General features: G+C 66.0%; 17 protein-coding genes. 11 read left to right on the top strand and 6 right to left on the bottom strand.

Annotated features, from left to right (window positions below):
• Positions 1-12: 12 nt before the first annotated feature.
• Complete coding sequence (locus tag GPL20_RS14030; RefSeq protein WP_254126461.1) at positions 13-1206, top strand: CaiB/BaiF CoA transferase family protein; 1194 nt, start codon at positions 13-15, stop codon at positions 1204-1206.
• Between the two features lie 87 nt (positions 1207-1293).
• Here GPL20_RS14030 and GPL20_RS14025 read toward each other — a convergent pair whose 3' ends face one another.
• Positions 1294-2052, bottom strand: a complete 759-nt coding sequence (locus tag GPL20_RS14025; RefSeq protein WP_157330061.1) for an SOS response-associated peptidase — start codon at positions 2050-2052, stop codon at positions 1294-1296.
• A gap of 63 nt (positions 2053-2115) precedes the next feature.
• On the opposite strand from GPL20_RS14025, the gene GPL20_RS14020 reads away from it, so the two are divergent.
• The 4 genes from GPL20_RS14020 to GPL20_RS14005 all read left to right on the top strand — a co-directional run bounded on the left by GPL20_RS14020 (position 2116) and on the right by GPL20_RS14005 (position 4000).
• On the top strand, positions 2116-2616 hold the full coding sequence (locus GPL20_RS14020) for a hypothetical protein (protein WP_157330060.1): 501 nt from the start codon (positions 2116-2118) through the stop codon (positions 2614-2616).
• Positions 2617-2620: 4 nt separating this feature from the next.
• Positions 2621-3055: an NUDIX hydrolase gene (locus GPL20_RS14015; RefSeq protein ID WP_157330059.1), complete on the top strand. Its 435-nt coding sequence runs from the start codon at positions 2621-2623 to the stop codon at positions 3053-3055.
• Positions 3056-3101: 46 nt separating this feature from the next.
• Positions 3102-3479: a TIGR02301 family protein gene (locus GPL20_RS14010; protein ID WP_157330058.1), complete on the top strand. Its 378-nt coding sequence runs from the start codon at positions 3102-3104 to the stop codon at positions 3477-3479.
• Positions 3480-3733: 254 nt separating this feature from the next.
• On the top strand, positions 3734-4000 hold the full coding sequence (locus GPL20_RS14005; protein ID WP_074121608.1) for a hypothetical protein: 267 nt from the start codon (positions 3734-3736) through the stop codon (positions 3998-4000).
• Between the two features lie 181 nt (positions 4001-4181).
• Here GPL20_RS14005 and GPL20_RS14000 read toward each other — a convergent pair whose 3' ends face one another.
• The 5 genes from GPL20_RS14000 to GPL20_RS13980 all read right to left on the bottom strand — a co-directional run bounded on the left by GPL20_RS14000 (position 4182) and on the right by GPL20_RS13980 (position 8310).
• Complete coding sequence (locus tag GPL20_RS14000; protein WP_157330057.1) at positions 4182-4502, bottom strand: cupredoxin domain-containing protein; 321 nt, start codon at positions 4500-4502, stop codon at positions 4182-4184.
• Between the two features lie 10 nt (positions 4503-4512).
• A complete protein-coding gene (locus GPL20_RS13995) occupies positions 4513-5046 on the bottom strand; it encodes a DUF4142 domain-containing protein (protein WP_157330056.1) in 534 nt (177 codons plus the stop codon).
• A gap of 89 nt (positions 5047-5135) precedes the next feature.
• Positions 5136-5840 (bottom strand): RNA polymerase sigma factor, encoded by a 705-nt coding sequence (locus GPL20_RS13990; protein WP_167533014.1) that lies wholly within the window; start codon positions 5838-5840, stop codon positions 5136-5138.
• Between the two features lie 108 nt (positions 5841-5948).
• Positions 5949-6818 carry a sulfurtransferase gene (locus tag GPL20_RS13985; protein WP_157330054.1) on the bottom strand — a complete coding sequence of 290 codons (870 nt, stop codon included), beginning with the start codon at positions 6816-6818 and terminating at the stop codon, positions 5949-5951.
• A gap of 157 nt (positions 6819-6975) precedes the next feature.
• Positions 6976-8310, bottom strand: coding sequence for a dihydroorotase (locus GPL20_RS13980; RefSeq protein ID WP_157330053.1), 1335 nt, complete (start codon positions 8308-8310; stop codon positions 6976-6978).
• 101 nt (positions 8311-8411) lie between these two features.
• Here GPL20_RS13980 and ygfZ point away from each other — a divergent pair, with 101 nt between their 5' ends.
• The 6 genes from ygfZ (at position 8412) to GPL20_RS13950 (ending at position 15161) form a co-directional block, all read left to right on the top strand.
• A complete protein-coding gene (ygfZ, locus tag GPL20_RS13975; RefSeq protein ID WP_157330052.1) occupies positions 8412-9293 on the top strand; it encodes a CAF17-like 4Fe-4S cluster assembly/insertion protein YgfZ in 882 nt (293 codons plus the stop codon).
• Positions 9290-9916 (top strand): DNA-3-methyladenine glycosylase I, encoded by a 627-nt coding sequence (locus GPL20_RS13970; RefSeq protein WP_157330051.1) that lies wholly within the window; start codon positions 9290-9292, stop codon positions 9914-9916. The genes ygfZ and GPL20_RS13970 overlap by 4 nt, the downstream gene beginning before the upstream one ends.
• Positions 9913-10527 (top strand): YfbR-like 5'-deoxynucleotidase, encoded by a 615-nt coding sequence (locus GPL20_RS13965; protein ID WP_157330050.1) that lies wholly within the window; start codon positions 9913-9915, stop codon positions 10525-10527. Before GPL20_RS13970 ends, GPL20_RS13965 begins: the two co-directional genes overlap by 4 nt.
• A 233-nt stretch (positions 10528-10760) precedes the next feature.
• Positions 10761-11267, top strand: a complete 507-nt coding sequence (locus GPL20_RS13960; RefSeq protein WP_157330049.1) for a tyrosine phosphatase family protein — start codon at positions 10761-10763, stop codon at positions 11265-11267.
• 117 nt (positions 11268-11384) lie between these two features.
• On the top strand, positions 11385-12353 hold the full coding sequence (locus GPL20_RS13955) for an NUDIX hydrolase (RefSeq protein WP_157330048.1): 969 nt from the start codon (positions 11385-11387) through the stop codon (positions 12351-12353).
• Between the two features lie 108 nt (positions 12354-12461).
• Positions 12462-15161 (top strand): DUF2339 domain-containing protein, encoded by a 2700-nt coding sequence (locus tag GPL20_RS13950; protein ID WP_157330047.1) that lies wholly within the window; start codon positions 12462-12464, stop codon positions 15159-15161.

Raw genomic sequence — 15161 nt, 5'->3', positions numbered from 1 at the left:
AGGGAGAGCGAGGTGACGCGACCATTCGAGGGCGTGAAGATTCTGGACTTCACGCAGGTGCTGGCCGGCCCCTATGCGAGCTACCAGCTCGCGCTGCTCGGCGCCGACGTCATCAAGGTCGAGCGGCGCGAGGGCGAGGACATGCGCCGCACGCCGCTCAGCCGCGAATGGGCCGAGCGCGGCCTGGCGCCGGCATTCCAGGCCATCAACGGCAACAAGCGCAGCCTGACGCTCGACCTGCAAAAGCCCGATGCGATCGCGATCGTGAAGAAGCTCGCGACGCGAGTTGACGTGGTCATGGAAAACTTCCGGCCGGGCGTGATGGACAAGCTCGGCATCGGCTACGAGGCGCTGTCGGCGATCAATCCGAAGCTGATCTATTGCGCGGTGTCCGGCTTCGGCCAGACCGGGCCGGATCGCTTGCGGCCCGGCTATGACGGCAAGATGCAGGCGCTGTCGGGCATCATGGCGATCACCGGCCACCCCGAAACGGGGCCGACACGCGCGGGCTTTGCGGTGTGCGACGTGCTGTCGGGCGCGACCGCCGCCTTCGGCGTGTCGAGCGCGCTGTATCAGCGCGACCGCACCGGCAAGGGCCAGCTCATTGACGTCTCCATGCTGGAGGCGACGCTGGCGTTTCTCTCAGGACAGATCGCGGACTGGTCGGTCGCCGGCCACCGCCAGCAGCTGTCGGGCAATCAGGCGGTGAGCCGCAGGACCACGGCGAACCTGTTCAAATGCGGCGACGGCCACATCCTGCTCGCCGTCAACAACGAGAAACAGTACCGCGCATTGATGAGCACGCTCGGCCGCGAGGACACGCTGTCCGATCCGCGCTTCGCCGACTGGTTTTCGCGCAACGAGAACGAGGGCGCGCTGCGCGCGATCATCGAGGAGGCGCTGGCGGCGAAGCCGGCGCGCGAATGGGAGGCGATCCTGGAAGACGCCGGCGCGCCCTGCGCCAGCATCTGGAAGGTCGAGGAGGTGATCGATCATCCGCAAATCGCCGCGCGCGGCGCGATCCAGGAGCTGGACACGCCCTACGGCCGCCTGCGCTTTGCCGGCAGCGGCTTCAAGCTCGCCCATGGCGGCGGACGGCTGGACCGCATGGCACCGGCGCTGGGCGCGGATACGGACGCGGTGCTGGGCGAGCTGGGGTTTGATGCGGCGGAAATCGCGGGGTTGAGGGCACGGGAGATTGTTTAACGATCGTGCCACACACTCCACTGTCGTCCCGGACAAGCGAGCGGAGCGAGCGCAGATCCGGGACGACAGCGGAGTTTGTGGCCTCGCCTAAAACAACGACCCTTGCCCGTCATCCGCCGATCCGACGGCCGTCTTCCGCGCCACCTTCTTCGGCTTCGGCGTCTCCGCCTCCATCTCCTCCGCGCTGATCGGCAGCAGCAATTGCTCGTCGTCATTGGCGACGCGGTTGACGCGGGTCGAGACCGGATGCCAGGCGAATTCGCCGATGCGCGGGGCGGTCAGCAGCGGCAGCATGGCGTCGATCTCGTCGCCGCGACAGTCGAGCCAGCGCTCGAAATCGCGCGGGTTGATGGTGACGGGCACGCGGTCATGCAGCGCGGCGAGATCTTCGCCCGCCGCCGCGGTGACGATCGCGACCGTGTCGAGCTCCTCGCCGTTCGGCCCAACCCAGGTCTCGAACACCGCAGCAAAACCAAGAGGCTCGCCGTCGGCGCGGTGGATGAAGAAGGGCTGCTTGCGGCCGTCAATGGCCTTCCACTCGTAATATCCATCGGCCGGGATCAGCCCGCGCCGCCGGCGAATTGCGTTCTTGAAGGCGGGCTTCTCCAGCACCGTTTCCGAGCGCGCGTTGATCAGAAGCGTAAATCCACGGGGGTCCTTGACCCAGCCCGGCAGCAGGCCCCAGCGCATCAGTCGGAAATGGCGCGCGCCATTGTCGATCCATACGACCGGAATCGGTTGTGTCGGGGCCACGTTGTACCGAGGCGGGAAATTCGGCTGCTCGACATAGCCGAACAGTTGCCGCAAAGCCGCGGGGGCCGAAGTTATGACGAATCGTCCACACATCCTTGGGCGTCTATATAGGGTCCGTTCAGGTCCTTTTAACCCCGAACGTTAACACTGCGGCCGATGAGCTCAACGGTCTCCCAACCCGCGCGGACGCATGTACAGACGGGCCCCGAGGCCGCCGCCTGGGCCGAGCGGCTGCGCGTCGCCAACATCAACCCGCGGACCGGGCTTGCCACCGACTATCTCAACCATTTCAATGAAGCCGTGATGCTCTTGGAAATGGTCCCGGACATGCCGGAATGCGCGGAAGATTTTTTGACCTGGTCGCCGCTGTCCTATGCCGAGCATTTCACGGCCTCCAATTTCAAGGCGCGGGATCTGGCGATCGAAGCCTATGAGAAGGCCGATCCCAACGTGCGTGCCCAGTTCGACCACATCACCGACACCATGACCTCGATCCTGACCGCAGTTGGTTCCGCCATGCGCGAGGTCGAGAAGGACACGACCCGGGTCCGGCTCGCCGAGCAGGCCACCGCATGGGTGAAGCCGCTGATTGCGGCCTGCGGCGGCATCATCAACGGCGGCGCGGAAGCCGACGTCGACACCATCATGGCGAACTGAGCCAATGGCCGGCGTCGTCCAGCCCAGCCATCCCCAGCTCGCGGTCAGCGCGGCGATTTTCCGCGACGGCAAGGTGCTGCTGGTCCGCCGCGCCCGCTCGCCCGCCAAAGGGTTCTATTCGCTGCCGGGCGGCCGGGTCGAGTTCGGCGAATCGCTGCACCAGGCCCTGACGCGCGAGGTCGACGAGGAGACCGGGCTTCAGATCGAGATCGTCGGCCTTGCCGGCTGGCGCGAGGTGCTGCCGGTCGCGGCCGGCGCGGGCCACTACCTGATCATGTCCTTTGCCGCCCGCTGGCTGGCCAAGGAGCCGGCCCTGAACGACGAGCTCGACGATTTCCGCTGGATCGCCCCGGATGCCCTTGCCGGCCTCGGCGACCTCAAGCTGACCGGGGGGCTGGAGGAGGTCATCCAGTCGGCCAGCCGCCTGATCGGCCCCTGATCGCCCCTCCTTGCGTCATTGGCCCCGAGGGGGCATACACCCGCCGATGTCCATGCGATTTCTGGCCATTTTCGCCCTGATTCTCGCCTGCGGCTCCGCGCCCGCTCGGGCCCAGGCCGTGGCGGCGCCGTTTGACGGCGACTTGCAGCGGCTGGCCGAGATCCTCGGCGGCCTGCACTATCTGCGCGGCATCTGCGGGGCCAACGAGGGCAACAAATGGCGCACCGAGATGCAGGCGCTGATCGATGCCGAAACCCCCTCCGGTGAACGCCGCACCCGCATGATCGCCGGCTTCAACCGCGGCTATAACGGCTTCCAGCAGACCTACCGGAGCTGCACGCCCGCCGCGACGGTGGCGATCCGCCGCTATATCGAGGAAGGCTCGAAGATTTCGCGCGATCTCACGGCGCGCTACGCGAACTGATTTCTCTCTCCGTCATTCCGGGGCGCGCACAGCGCGAGCCCGGAATCCATCAAGCGGCAGTCTCCGCGGCCCGATGGATTCCGGGCTCGCGACTTCGTCGCGCCCCGGAATGATAGTAACGGGAACCCTGTCATCGACTTTGTTCACAGCCATTAACCGTTCCTAAAGATGTGGCCTAGCGGGCGTTAATCCGCGTGCTACACCACTCGTGCAGCGCATCGCCGTGGATCGCGCCCCAGTCCTGATCGAGTTTCATGAGCCAGCCGATTTCCTACGCCCCCGACCGCGCGCCGCTGCCCGATCACGAGCAGAAACAGGCCGCACTCAGCTATCTGAACGAGGCCTGGGCCGAAGCGCGCCATGACGGCGTCGACGGCGATTGCCTGGCCCAAGCGAGCCTGTTTGCGGCCTTTGCCGAGCTCGTCGGCACCTATGGCGAGGACGCGGTGGCGAAGTTCGTCGAGGGCTTTCCCGGCCGCATCCGCAACGGCGAATTCTCGGTCAGCCTCGCACGGCAGTAAGCCCTGCTCAAAAATGACCCCGCCACGCGGGCGGGGCCAGTTTACGGATGAATGACTTCGCGAAAAGGCTCGCGAAGTCTGCTGTGTTTATCGCACGGAAGCCGGTCCCCGAGGACAAGCATTAGTCTTGCCGTAGCCGGGAGATGTTCCCGACACGTTCGGGAATGCGCTCCCCCACCCCTCACGGCTCGACCTTGAGAGTCGCCTTCATGTTGGGGTGATAGCGGCAGTAATAATCGACCGTTCCTGCCTTCCTCAAAACGAGCGTAGCCGATTTCTTCGGCGGGAGCGTCACGTCGAAATCGCCGTTCTTCGCCGTGGCGGTGTGGGCGAAGACATCCTTGTTGATCCATTCGATGGTATCGCCGACCTTGGCCGAGACTTCGGCCGGTACGATCACGAGATTCTCCATCGAGATCTCCATGGTCGCGGCGCGCGCCGGGACGACCATCGGCAGAAGGACGACCGCGAGCGCGATCGAGGTGAGGCGTCCCGGCTTCATCCCGCGCTCCCTATTTCAGCTCGGCCGCGACGTGCTCGGCATGTTGCTGATGACCCTGAAAAATTTTCAGGCCAGTCTGCAACAGGCTCTTCAGCTCGGCATTGTTGGCGGACGGAATGAGCTGGGTTTCCAGCGCGCCGTTGACAGCCTTGTGGTAGGCGACCTCGTTCGCGACATAGGCCTTGTCGAAAGCAGCGCCGTCCAGCTTGTCGAGCTCAGCCAGCTTGTCGCTCGCCTGCTTCGACAGCGTGCGGCTGGTGTCGTTGTCTTCCGGCGTGACGTTCAGCTTCTTGACCAGCGCGAGCGCCTGCTTGTTGACGGCCTCGTGGTCGCGCAGCATGTCCTCGGCAAAAGCCTTCACGTCCTTGTTCTTCGCCTTCTTCTGCGCCTGCTTGGCTGCGTTGATGTCCATCACGCCCGCGGTATAGGCGATGTGGGCAATCTGCGGGTCGGTGGGCTTGTCGGCGGCGATCGCGCCTTGCAGCAGCGCGGGGCCCGACAACAGAATTGCGGCGGCGATCGCCGTGCTCCAACGAACGAACATGGTTTGACACTCCTGTGCTGCCGGGGATTTCCCGGCGTGTTGCTTGCACAGGTTGGATGGCAATTCCGCGCGAACGTTCCCGAAAAACTTCAGCCGCCGATTCCGAGCCGCTTCAGCACCGACACGGTCAGGCGCTCGCAGCGCCAGCCGGCGAACGGGAACGCGTCCATCACCACCGGACCGATCTCCTTCTCGACATTCTCGCGCAGCATGGTGCGGGCGCGATGCAGCCGCGTCTTCACGGTTTCGGGCTTCACGCCAAGCAGATCGGCGGTCTCCTCGATGCTCATCCCTTCCATGACCCGCGCGACGAACACCATGCGGAAGACATCCGGCAACTCGTCGATGGCGCGTTCGACGACGCGCTGGATTTCACGTTGGGCCATGGTCCTTTCCGGATCGCCTGGAGGGGAAGCGGGAAATTTTATGATCTGCGCGTCGAGCGCTTCTTCCGGCACCGCGTCGAGCTCGACATGCGGCCTTGCGCTCCGCGCCCGGCCAAGCGCTTCGTTGATGGCGATGCGCGACAGCCAGGTCGACAGCCCGGAGTCGCCCCTGAAGCCATCGAGATGAGTGAAGGCGCGGACATAGGTTTCCTGCACCACATCCTCGGCTTCGCTGTCGCTGCGCAGGATCCCGCGTGCGAGGCGGTAGAGCCTGCGGTTGTTGGACTGCATGATCTCACGCAGCGCGGCCTCGTCCCGGCCCCGCGCGCGGTCGATCAGTTCGGCTTCCGATATCCTGATTTCTGATGTCCTGGCATCGGCGGACAGGCCGGCTGCGGTCCGTTGCATGGCGGTAACCTGCTTGTTTCGCTTCGTTCCGGACATTGGATGCGGGCCGAGGAAAAAGGTTCCCGACTTTTTTACTCCGCTGGAGGGCAGGAGCGGGCAAGAAACAGCCTAATCCGTTTCAATCGGCAGCGACTGATCCCTCGCCCATTCGCCCATGGACGCATCGTACAGCGTCAGCTTGTCGTAGCCGAGCTGCGTGAGCAGGAGCAGGTCGATCGTGGCCGAGATGCCGCCGCCGCAATAGCAGATCACATTCTTGTCGCGCGTGACGCCTGCCGCGGCGAATTTGGCTTCGGCGTCCGCAAGCGACGTCAGCGTCTTGTCGGCATTGGCGAGCGTTGCGGCGGGAACGTTGACGCTGCCGGGAACGCGGCCCGGCCGGCCATAGCGGCTCGGTTCGAGGCCGCGATGAAACTGCGGCCCGAGCGCGTTGACGATGATCGTCGCGGGATCGCCGATCCGCGCCTTCACGACGTTCTTGTCGACGAAGAAGCCCGCGCGCGGCGACGCGTTGAAGGTCGTGGCGGGATAACCCTTCGGTGCGCCGGTCTCGACCGGCCGCCCCTCCTCCTTCCATTTGTCGAAACCGCCATCGAGCACACGCGCGTCGACGCCCAGCGAACGCAGCATCCACCAGAACCGCGTCGACCACATCATGGTGCCGATGCTGTAGAGCACGATGGTCTTGGAGGCGTCGAGGCCGTGGCGGCCGAAAGCGGCTTCGAGCTGGGCCACATCGGGCATCATGAAAAACTGCTGCGCCGAGGTGTCGGAGAACTCGCCTTGCAGGTCGAGGAAATCGGCGCCGGGAATGTGGCCGGCCGCGAAGGTCTTGTCGCCGGGGACGGCGCGGTACGGCACATCGCTGCCCGGCGGCACCGGCTCGTTGTAGGTCGTGCAATCGTAGAGGCGGAGGTTGGGGTCGCCGAGGATGGCGGCGAGTTGCTCGGTGGTGATGAGGGGTGCCGGTTGGGACATAAGACTACTCTCCCGTTCGAGAGAAAGTGTAGACCTCTCCTCTCGTCATTGCGAGCGCAGCGAAGCAATCCAGACTGCCGCCGCGGGAAGACTCTGGATTGCTTCGCTGCGCTCGCAATGACGGGTGTGGGGAGACACGCCTCCCAACAGCAGCACGCTACTGCTTCAGCGTCTCCAGAAACCGCACCGCCTCGCCCTGCGACGGCGTCACCAGCTCGCCCTGCCACATCACGCGGCGGCCGCGGATGAAGGTGCCGACGGGCCAGCCGGTGACGCGCAACCCATCATAGGGTGTCCAGCCGGCTTTGGAGGCGACCCATTTGTTGGTGATGGTTTCGCTGCGCTTCAGGTCGACGATGGTGAAGTCGGCATCGTAACCCGCCGCGATGCGGCCCTTGCAGGCCATGTTGTAGAGGCGCGCGGGACCGGCACTGGTGAGATCGACGAACCTTGCCAGCGACAGCCGGCCGGCATTGACGTGATCGAGCATGAGCGGCACCAGCGTCTGCACGCCGGTCATGCCGGAGGGCGAGGCCGGATAGGTCTTCTGCTTCTCTTCCAGCGTATGCGGAGCGTGGTCGGATCCGAGCACATCGATGATGCCCTGCTCGATGCCGCGCCAGATGCCGGCACGGTGATCGGCCCCGCGCACCGGCGGGTTCATCTGCGCCAGCGTGCCGAGCCGCTCGTAGCATTCGGGCGCGACCAGCGTGAGGTGATGCGGCGTCGCCTCGCAGGAGGCGACGTCCTTGTGGTCGCGCAGAAATTCGATCTCCTCCTTGGTGGAGATGTGCAGCACGTGGATGCGCTTGCCGGTCTCATGCGCGAGCTTCACCAGCCGCTGCGTCGCCATCAGCGCCGCGGTCTCGTCGCGCCAGACCGGATGCGAGCGCGCATCGCCCTCGATGCGCAGCGGCTTGCGGTCGTTGAGCCGGTATTCGTCCTCGGCGTGGAAAGCGGCGCGGCGGCGGATCACCTGGAAGATGCGGCGCAGGCTTTCGTCGTCCTCCACCAGCAGCGCGCCGGTCGAGGACCCGATGAACACCTTGACGCCGGCGCAGCCCGGCGCGCGTTCGAGCACCGGCAGGTCCTGCACGTTCTCGCGGGTGCCGCCGATGAAGAAGGCGAAATCGCAGTGCATGCGGTGATGGGCGCGCTTCACCTTGTCGGTGAAGGTGGCCTCGGTCACCGTGAGCGGCGCCGTGTTCGGCATCTCGAACACGGCGGTGACGCCGCCCATCACGGCACTGCGCGAGCCGGTCTCGAGGTCTTCCTTCTGCTCCAGTCCGGGCTCGCGGAAATGCACCTGCGTATCCATCACGCCGGGCAAGATGTGGAGGCCCTTGCAGTCGATCACCTCGGCGGCGGAAGCTTGCGACAGCGCGCCGATCTCGGCGATACGGCCATTCGCGATGCCGATGTCGCGGAGGCCCTCGCCGTCCTGGTTGACGACGGTGCCACCCCTAAGGATCACATCGAAACGCTGGGTCATGGCTGGAGGCCCCTCTCATCCCCAAGCGCAGGGCTCGAGGTCTTGTCGTTCATGCCTTGCGGGCTTACGTTCCGGAGCAACATGTCGCAAGAGATTTTCGCATGAAATCAGCGTTTCTTCCCGACCGGGGCGTGGTCAAGGTCGCGGGCGAGGATGCGCGCAACTTCCTCAACGGCCTCGTCACGACCGACGTCGACAGGCTCAAGCCGGGCCTGGGGCGATTCGGCGCACTGCTGACGCCGCAGGGCAAGATCATCGTGGATTTCCTGATCACGGAAGCCCCCGCAGGCCATGGCGGCGGGTTCCTGATCGACTGCCCGAAAGCGCTGGCAGATAACCTCGCCACCAAGCTGAAATTCTACAAGCTGCGCGCCAAGGTCACGGTGGAAAACCTCTCCGACGATCTCGGCGTGCTCGCGGCCTGGGGCGGCCCGCTCGCGACCCAGCCGGACCTTGCCTTCGCCGATCCGCGCAACGGCGAGCTCGGCTATCGCATCCTGATCCCCGAAGATCTCAAGCAGAAGCTGTCCGACCTGATCGGTGCCGGACTGGTCGATGCCGCCGAATACGAGGCGCACCGGATCGCGCTCGGCGTACCCCGCGGCGGACTCGATTTCATGTACAGCGATGCGTTCCCGCACGAGACCAACATGGATCGTCTGGCCGGCGTCGATTTCGACAAGGGCTGCTATGTCGGCCAGGAGGTCGTCTCGCGCATGCAGCATCGCGGCACCGCACGCACGCGCAGCGTGAAGGTGCTGCTCGACGGCCCGTCACCCGAAATCGGCGCGACCATTCTTGCCGGCGACAAGCCGGTCGGCACCATCGGCTCCACCGCCGATGGCAAGGGCATCGCCCTCGTGCGCATCGACCGCGTTGCCGACGCGCTCGATGCCGGCCAGCCGCTCACCGCCGGTGGCCTCACCCTGAAGCTCGCAGAGCCCGACGTCGTGCGCATCCCAGCCAAGCAGCCCTCCGCATGAGCCGAGCCCCTCGCCTGCATCCCGACGGAAAGACGCGCTGCCCCTGGCCCGGCGAAGATCCACTCTATGTCGCCTATCACGACACCGAATGGGGCGTGCCGGAATATGACGACCGCGCGCTCTATGAAAAGCTGATCCTCGACGGTTTCCAGGCCGGCCTGTCCTGGATCACGATTTTGCGCAAGCGCGACAATTTCCGCAAAGCCTTCGACGACTTCCAGCCGGAGAAGATCGCGCGCTACAACGCCAAGAAGGTGCACGCGCTGATGAACGATGTCGGCATCGTGCGCAACCGCGCCAAGATCGACGGCACGATCCTGAGCGCCAAATCGTATCTGGAGATCATGGAGAAGGGGCCGGGCTTCTCAAAACTGCTGTGGGACTTCATGGACGGAAGGCCCAAGGTCAACCATTTCAAGACAACCGCGAGCGTGCCGGCCTCGACGCCGCTGTCGGTGCAGATCTCCAAGGAACTGTCGTCGCGCGGATTCAAGTTCGTCGGCCCGACCATCGTCTATGCCTTCATGCAGGCGACCGGCATGGTCAATGACCATCTCGTCGACTGTCATTGTCACGCGACCTGCGGCAAGACGCAGCGCAAGCCGCGCCTCAAGGTCAAATGACCGCGAAGAAGAGCGCGCGCGATGCGCAATCCCGCGCCTGGCAGCGTATGCTGTCGGGCCGGCGGCTCGACCTGCTCGATCCCTCTCCGCTCGATATCGAGATCGCCGACATCGCGCATGGGCTGGCCCGCGTCGCCCGCTGGAACGGCCAGACCACCGGCGCCCACATCTTCTCGGTCGCGCAGCACACGCTCCTGGTGGAAACGGTCATGCGGCACGAGACACCGCGCGTCGACCAGCGCGTGCGGCTCGCAGCCCTGCTGCACGATGCGCCCGAATATGTGATCGGCGACATGATCTCGCCGTTCAAGGCCGTGCTCGACGGCCACTACAAGGCAGTCGAGAAGCGCCTGCTCGGCGCCATCCATATCCGCTTCGGCCTGCCGCCGGAACTACCGGACGAGATCACGCTGGCCATCAAGGCCGCCGATCGCGGCGCGGCCTACCTGGAGGCGACCGAGCTCGCCGGCTTCAGCGAGAGCGAGGCACGGCGCCTGTTCGGCAGGGATCCCGGCCTCTCCGACAGCGTCCGGCGCGATTATCTCACGCCCTGGACCGCAGCGCGGGCCGAGAAGCAGTTTCTGGAGCGGTTCAACGCGGTGTTTGCCTAGGTTACTTTCGTGGATTGGTGCTGCCTATCATTCCGCCGTCGTCCCTGCGAACGCAGGGACCCATAGCCACAGGGAGCGGTTGCAACGCAAAATCGGCAACCACGAGTCTTCGCAAAACCAAATCCTGTGGTTATGGGTCCCGGATCTGCGCTTCGCTTGTCCGGGACGACAGTGAGGGTTCGCTTTGCCCACCCTACGAGTGCTCGCTATAATCAGCGGCAAAAAGGTCCGTCATGATCCACGTCTGTTCCCTCGCCGCCCTTCCCGAAACCGTCCGCCTCACCAAGGCCAGCCATGTGCTGACGGTGATGGCCAATGTCGAGCAGGTGGCGCGGCCGGTGTCGGTGCTGCCGGCCAACCATCTCAAGGTCGCGATGGACGACATCACCGAAGAGATCGACGGGTTCGTCGCGCCCTCGGAGAGGCATATCGATCAGGTGCTGAATTTCGTGCGCAGCTGGGACCGCAGCGCGCCGCTGGTCGTGCACTGCTATGCCGGCATCAGCCGCTCGACGGCAAGCGCGTTCGCCGCTGCCTGCGCGCTCAATCCGCATCGCGACGAGATCGAGATCGCCAGGAAGATTCGCGCAGCGTCTCCGATCGCCTCGCCGAACCGCCGCATCGTCGGCCTCGCCGACCGCGCGCTGGGGCGCGAGGGCCGCATGCTGCGCGCACTCGACGAGATGGGACCGGGCGCAATGATGGTCGAGGGTCGTCCCTTCATGATCGAGCTCGAATGAGGCGGGAGCCCTCACCCGCCGCGCTCTCCGAGCGCGTCGACCTCTCCCGCAAGCGGGAGAGGTGCGGCGAGGCTGCCGCCGGCAAGTCTTTCTCGCAGCAGCTGCGATCGTCACCGCATGAGTGACACGCAGCTGACGCCGATCGAGATCGGCCTGACCGCCGCGATCGTGGCGATCGATGACCATGAACCGCTGATCCTCACGGCACACGGCAGCGACGGGCTCGCCGGCCTGCCGTTCGGCCCGTTCGATGCGCTGAGCCACCGCACCTTCGAGATCGGCCTGCGCGCCTGGGTCGAGGCACAGGCCGGCCTGCGGCTCGGCTATGTCGAGCAACTCTATACGTTCGGCGATCGCGGCCGTCATGCCGAGGCCGCCGACACCGGCGCGCACACCGTGTCGATCGGCTATCTCGCGCTGACGCGTGCCGCCAGCGGCGAGCTCGCGGCGACCGGCGCGAGCTTCGAGCCGTGGTATCGCTTCTTCCCCTGGGAAGACTGGCGCGAGGAGCCCCCCGCGATCATCGCACGCGACATCATTCCGGCACTGACCGATTGGGCCGAGCAGGAGCCGCCGGAGACGACGCGCGCATTGCCACGGAAAGATCGCGTGCGCTTCCATTTCGGCCTCGACGGCGCGCCCTGGGACGAGGAGCGCGTGCTCGACCGCTACGAGCTGCTGTACGAGGCCGGGCTGATCGAGGAGGCCCGGCGCGACGGCCGCCCTGCGGCATTGGCGCGCAAGGCCCTTCCTGCGCTCGGCACCTCGATGCGGTTCGATCACCGCCGGATTCTCGCCACCGCAATCGCGCGATTGCGCGCAAAACTGAAGTATCGTCCTGTTGTCTTTGAACTTTTGCCCGCCGAATTCACACTCACGGAATTGCAGTACACGGTGGAGGCCATCTCCGGCCGGCACCTGCACAAACAGAATTTCCGCCGCCTGGTCGAAACGGAAGCCCTGGTCGAACCGACCGGCGTGATGTCGACACAGACGGGCGGACGGCCGGCGGCGCTCTACCGCTTCCGCCGTGACGTGCTCCAGGAGCGGCCCGCGCCGGGCTTGCGCGTGCGCTCTCGGCGCTAGAGCATGATCCGGAAAAGTGCGTCGCGGTTTTCCGAGAAGATCATGCTCAAGACCAAGACCCTGGGATTTGCGTGACCGGCCCCTGCCAGCCGGTTGCCTGGAGGCTTCATGCTCGACGGCCCGTTTGACGTCTTTGCGCTGATCATTGCGATCATCGCCTTCCTGATTGCGATCAAGGCCTCCAGCCAGGCGGCCGAGCTGCGCCGACGGCTGAGCTCGCTCGAAGAGATGTTTTACGCGCAGCGGCCGGTGCAGCCGCCGCCGCTGCCCGCGCAGGTGCAAGCGGAGGCGCCTGCAACAGCCGCCGCCGAGCCGCCGTCGCTTGTGCCCGAAGCCGAGGTCCCGCCTGCGCTCGTCACCGAAGCTGCCTCACCGCCTCCGCTCGAATCGAGCACCGAGGCGGCCGATGCACCGCCTCCGCTGCCCGCACCGGCACCCGGCTTCGAGGAGCGCCTCGGCACCCGCTGGGTCGTGTGGATCGGCGGCCTTGCGCTCGCGCTCGGCGGATTCTTCATGGTGCGTTATTCGATCGAGGCCGGCCTCGTCGGCCCCGGCGTGCGCGTGTTCCTCGGCGGCCTGTTCGCGCTGGCGCTGCTCGGTGCCGGCGAATGGACGCGGCGCAAGGAGAGCATTTCCAACATCCAGGCGCTGCCGATCGCCAACATCCCCGCGATCCTCACCGCGGCCGGCACGGCGGTGGCGTTCGCGACCATCTATGCGGCCTATGCGCTTTACGGCTTCCTCGTTCCCGCCACGGCCTTCGTGCTGCTTGGCATCGTTGCGATGGGCACGCTCGCCGCTGCGCTCCTGCATGGACCCGCGCTCGCAGGCCTGGGCGTCGTCGGCGCCTTCATCACGCCCGTCCTCGTCTCCAGTGCCAAGCCGGACTATTGGGCGCTCTACATCTATCTGGCGATCGTCACCGCCGCGAGCTTCGGTCTGGCCCGCATCCGGCTGTGGCGCTGGCTCGCGGTGACGACCATCGTCTTCGCCGTGCTGTGGGTCTTCCCGGGTCTCGATACCGGCGAATTGCAGGTCGCACCGCACACCTTCCATGTGATCGCGGGTTTTGTGCTTGCCGCACTGCTCGTCGTCTGCGGCTTCATGTTCGGCCCGACCATCGAGGATGGCGAGATCGAGCCGGTGTCGTCGAGCTCGCTCGGCGCCTATCTGTTCGGCGCGATGCTGATCGTGCTCTCGAGCGCACATGCCGATCTGGCACTCATCGCGTTCACGCTTCTGGTCGGCGGGACGCTGCTCGTCGCATGGCGTGCACCGGCGGCCACGGGTGCGCTGGGCGCGGCCGCGGCGACCGTCTTCATCGTGTTCGCCGAATGGGCGGTGCGCGCCAATCCGGACATGCTGGTGCTGCCGGGCGGGCCCCTGCCCGGCGTTGGGCCAACCGCGATCGACAGCTCCGTGACGCTGCATCTGGTCATGGCCGCGATCTTCGCCGCCGGCTTCGGCATTGCCGGCTTCCTCGCGCAGGGCCGTTCGAGTTCGGCGATCATCCCGGTGGTATGGTCGGCGACGGCGGTCGCGACGCCGATTGCGATCCTCGTCGCCCTCTATGCGCGCATCGCCCATCTCGACCGCTCGATCCCGTTCGCGATCCTCGCGGTCTTGCTCGCCGCGGCCTTCGGTGCTGCGACCGAGGCGCTCACGCGCCGCGAGACCCGGTCGGGTCTTGCGATCTCCACCGCGCTGTTCGCGACCGGCACGCTCGGCGCGCTGGCGCTGGCACTGACCTTCGCGCTGGAGAAGGGCTGGCTCACCATTGCACTGGCGCTGATGTCGCTCGGCACCGCCTGGATCTCGATGCAGCGGCCGATCCCGTTCCTGCGCTGGCTCGCCGCCATCTTTGCCGGCATCGTCACCGCGCGCATCGCCTATGATCCGCGCATCGTCGGCGATGCCGTCGGCACCACGCCGATCTTCAACTGGCTGCTGTGGGGCTACGGCCTGCCGGCGGCCTCGTTCTGGGCGGCAAGCATCTTCCTGCGCCGCCGCGGCGACGACGCGCCGCTGCGCATGGTCGAGACGGCGGCGATCCTGTTCACCGCGCTGCTCGCCTTCATGGAGATCCGCCACTTTGCGACCGGCGGCCGCATGTCCTCGCCGCCCTCGCTGCTCGAATTCGCGCTGCAAGTCTGCGTCACGCTCGCGATGGCGATCGGGCTGGAACGCCTACGGCTGCGGAGCCGCAGCATCGTGCATAATGTCGGCGCGGTCGCGCTCACCGCGATCGCCGGGCTCATCAGCGTGTTCGGCCTCTTGATCCTGGAGAATCCGTTGCTGCTCTCCAGCGTCAATGTCGGCGGTCTGATTTTCAACCTGCTGCTGCTCGGCTACGCATTGCCGGCGGTGCTGATGCTGTTGCTGTCCTATGCGGTCGCGGGGCATCGCCCTGTCGCCTACGCCAACACGATTGCGGGCGGGGCTCTGGTGTTCGCCCTCGCCTACGTGACGCTGGAGATCCGCCGCTTCTATCACGGCCCGGTCCTGTTCTACGGCGGCACCACGGGCGCGGAGCAATACACCTATTCGATCGGCTGGCTCGGCTTCGGCGTGGTGCTGCTCGGCGTCGGCATTCTCGTCAATTCGGAGCGCGCGCGGCTGGCCTCGGCCGTCGTCATCGCCCTGACGATCCTGAAGGCCTTCGTCATCGACATGTCGACGCTGACGGGCGTGTACCGTGCGCTGTCATTCATGTGCCTCGGCATCGTGCTGGTCGCGATCGGCTGGCTCTACCAGCGCATCCTGTTCCGGCGGCAGGCCGCGCCGCCGGCTCCGCAGACGAGCGGTTGA

Origin of the sequence: Bradyrhizobium cajani, from assembly GCF_009759665.1 — a bacterium.
Taxonomy (GTDB): Bacteria; Pseudomonadota; Alphaproteobacteria; order Rhizobiales; family Xanthobacteraceae; genus Bradyrhizobium; species Bradyrhizobium cajani.
The sequence above is the reverse complement of the archived record's forward strand: the minus strand, read 5'-3'. Positions and strand labels throughout refer to the sequence as shown.

What these genes read in the sequence shown, in the direction of transcription:
- GPL20_RS14025 (WP_157330061.1), bottom strand. Translation starts at nt 2,052, where the DNA reads ATGTGTGGACGATTCGTCATAACTTCGGCCCCCGCGGCTTTGCGGCAA.
- GPL20_RS14020 (WP_157330060.1), top strand. Translation starts at nt 2,116, where the DNA reads ATGAGCTCAACGGTCTCCCAACCCGCGCGGACGCATGTACAGACGGGC.
- GPL20_RS14015 (WP_157330059.1), top strand. Translation starts at nt 2,621, where the DNA reads ATGGCCGGCGTCGTCCAGCCCAGCCATCCCCAGCTCGCGGTCAGCGCG.
- GPL20_RS14010 (WP_157330058.1), top strand. Translation starts at nt 3,102, where the DNA reads ATGTCCATGCGATTTCTGGCCATTTTCGCCCTGATTCTCGCCTGCGGC.
- GPL20_RS14005 (WP_074121608.1), top strand. Translation starts at nt 3,734, where the DNA reads ATGAGCCAGCCGATTTCCTACGCCCCCGACCGCGCGCCGCTGCCCGAT.
- GPL20_RS14000 (WP_157330057.1), bottom strand. Translation starts at nt 4,502, where the DNA reads ATGAAGCCGGGACGCCTCACCTCGATCGCGCTCGCGGTCGTCCTTCTG.
- GPL20_RS13995 (WP_157330056.1), bottom strand. Translation starts at nt 5,046, where the DNA reads ATGTTCGTTCGTTGGAGCACGGCGATCGCCGCCGCAATTCTGTTGTCG.
- GPL20_RS13990 (WP_167533014.1), bottom strand. Translation starts at nt 5,840, where the DNA reads ATGCAACGGACCGCAGCCGGCCTGTCCGCCGATGCCAGGACATCAGAA.
- GPL20_RS13985 (WP_157330054.1), bottom strand. Translation starts at nt 6,818, where the DNA reads ATGTCCCAACCGGCACCCCTCATCACCACCGAGCAACTCGCCGCCATC.
- GPL20_RS13980 (WP_157330053.1), bottom strand. Translation starts at nt 8,310, where the DNA reads ATGACCCAGCGTTTCGATGTGATCCTTAGGGGTGGCACCGTCGTCAAC.
- ygfZ (WP_157330052.1), top strand. Translation starts at nt 8,412, where the DNA reads ATGAAATCAGCGTTTCTTCCCGACCGGGGCGTGGTCAAGGTCGCGGGC.
- GPL20_RS13970 (WP_157330051.1), top strand. Translation starts at nt 9,290, where the DNA reads ATGAGCCGAGCCCCTCGCCTGCATCCCGACGGAAAGACGCGCTGCCCC.
- GPL20_RS13965 (WP_157330050.1), top strand. Translation starts at nt 9,913, where the DNA reads ATGACCGCGAAGAAGAGCGCGCGCGATGCGCAATCCCGCGCCTGGCAG.
- GPL20_RS13960 (WP_157330049.1), top strand. Translation starts at nt 10,761, where the DNA reads ATGATCCACGTCTGTTCCCTCGCCGCCCTTCCCGAAACCGTCCGCCTC.
- GPL20_RS13955 (WP_157330048.1), top strand. Translation starts at nt 11,385, where the DNA reads ATGAGTGACACGCAGCTGACGCCGATCGAGATCGGCCTGACCGCCGCG.
- GPL20_RS13950 (WP_157330047.1), top strand. Translation starts at nt 12,462, where the DNA reads ATGCTCGACGGCCCGTTTGACGTCTTTGCGCTGATCATTGCGATCATC.